The 1,543-nt window shown below is 34.6% G+C and carries 1 protein-coding gene and 1 pseudogene; both read left to right on the forward strand.

The window, feature by feature from the left end; all coding sequences use genetic code 11:
* Positions 1-331 precede the first annotated feature (331 nt).
* Positions 332-1,291: a DUF6624 domain-containing protein gene (locus tag DQ356_RS11080; protein WP_114304560.1), complete on the forward strand. Its 960-nt coding sequence runs from the start codon at positions 332-334 to the stop codon at positions 1,289-1,291.
* A 163-nt stretch (positions 1,292-1,454) separates the two neighbouring features.
* Positions 1,455-1,543: pseudogene (locus tag DQ356_RS11085) on the forward strand (aminoglycoside adenylyltransferase); the annotation flags it as partial.

Raw genomic sequence — 1,543 nt, forward strand, 5'->3', positions numbered from 1 at the left:
TTAGTCCTTAACTCCTCCGGAGATTTTTTTTTGTAGCCATTTTATATGTTTTTTAGGGTTTAATAAAAACAAAATTACTAAAACGGTGAATGGGAAAAGCTACCGGAGGTTTAGTTCAACATCGCATTGGCAAAATGGCGGGTTAAGTTCAAAATTCAACTTTTGTGCTTTTTATTCCGCCGAATGTGTCCCACATTCAGCTTTTTTTTAATAATTTAGCTTCTGTGGAAACACATCGGCTACGTCACTGCTAAATTGAACTTTCGGTTCAATTTATCCGCCACTTCGCCAATGCGTTTCCCGTTGGCAGAAATTTAAAACGACATACACAATGAAACAGATTATCACGACATTTTTACTTTTTATTTGTTCATTAACTTTTGGACAGACTTACAAATCTATTGTTGCTGAAGCAGATGCTTTTTACAACAACAAAGAATATAAGAAATCAGTTGAAAAGTATAAGGAAGCCTTTAAACTTGAACAAAAGAGTGGTAACGATTTTTATAATGCAGGTTGTTCTGCCTCATTATTGGGAGACAAAAAATTAGCATTTAAGTGGTTAAATCTTGCATTAAAAAATGGTTGGTCTAATGTTAGACATTTAAAATCGGATGCAGATTTAACTACATTGCATACAAACAAAAAATGGGAAAAACTTGTTTCTGAAATGCAATTAATCGTTGATAAACGAGAAGCAAATTATGACAAACCCCTTCAAGCAAAACTAATTGCAATATTTGAAGATGACCAACAAATACGAAGAGAATATATTTCCGCAGAAAAAGAATTTGGACGTGAAAGTAGACAAGTTGATAGTTTGGGCAAAATTATGATGTATAAAGACAGTATTAACTTGATAAAAGTAACGGAAATTTTAGACAAGTATGGTTGGGTTGGTGCAGACAAGGTTGGTGGACAGGCTAATCAAACATTGTTTTTAGTAATCCAACACTCAGACCTGAAAACTCAACAAAAATATCTTCCAATGATGAGAGAAGCGGTTAAGAATAAAAATGCAAGCGGAAGTGCATTAGCATTATTGGAAGACAGAGTAGCACTTGGCGAAGGAAAAAGACAAATATATGGTAGCCAAATTGGTTATGACAATGTTACAAATAAAAGTTACGTTTTGCCACTTGACGACCCAGACAATGTTGACAAGCGAAGAGCAGAAGTAGGACTTGGTTTACTTGCTGACTATGTCAAACGTTGGGACATAATTTGGAATGTTGAAGAATATAAAAAGCAACTTCCAGAACTTGAAGAAAAACAGAAACGACAAAAATAAACTTCTGCCAACAACAGTTTGGCAAAATGGCGGGTTCAGTGCTAAATTGAACATTCGGATTTCTAATAAACTTTAGTGCTTAATTGAAAATAAGTGCTTCTAAATCCGCCACTTCGCCAAGCTGCAAAACGTTGTACGACATAGTAAAACCGAACCAAACAAAATGAAAGTCAGAGAAGAAAAGTTAAGAACAATTATAGAATGGTCGGAGAAAAACGAAGATGTAAGAGTTCTTCTTCTGACAAGTTCACT

The organism is Chryseobacterium lacus, from assembly GCF_003336205.1.
GTDB classification, from domain to species: domain Bacteria; phylum Bacteroidota; class Bacteroidia; order Flavobacteriales; family Weeksellaceae; genus Chryseobacterium_A; species Chryseobacterium_A lacus.